Genomic DNA, 456 nt, shown 5'->3' with positions numbered 1-456 from the left:
GCTATGTCTCTTGAGGCTATTACAGCTACTGCATCACCTTTTTCTACGCCTTCTTGAATCAGGTATGCTGCTACTTGATTGGAGCATCTATCCAGTTCACTATAGGTTAGTTGTTCTTCTTTGTCTTGTATGGCAACCTTTTCTGGTGTTTTTGTCATCTGTCTTTTTATTAGTTCTATAAGTGTGGTTTCTTCTATTTCTTTCTGAGTGTCGTTGTATTGGTTTATTGAGTTTTGGTCTTCTTCTTTTATGTTGAATGTGTATTCTTTCTTGTTTATGATGCTTTGTATTACTTCTACATATTGTCTGAACATCATTTCTATTGTTTCTTCTTCAAATATGTCTTGAATGTAATCCCATACAATGCTTAATTGTCCATTGCGTTGTGCTACCTGATTGTCTAAGTATACTTGTGATGTCTGGGTTATTCCTTGGAATTCTTCCATTATTGGTTCA

At 34.9% G+C, this 456-nt stretch carries 1 protein-coding gene; it reads right to left on the bottom strand.

Features of this window, described 5'->3' with window-relative positions:
- On the bottom strand, window positions 1–456 hold a 456-nt coding region (locus tag QMG30_RS24830; RefSeq protein WP_281819917.1), incomplete at both ends, for an AMP-binding protein.

Source organism: Vallitalea longa, assembly GCF_027923465.1.
GTDB classification, from domain to species: domain Bacteria; phylum Bacillota; class Clostridia; order Lachnospirales; family Vallitaleaceae; genus Vallitalea; species Vallitalea longa.
Note: the sequence above shows the minus strand (reverse complement) of the source record. Positions and strands in the feature narration are given on the sequence as shown.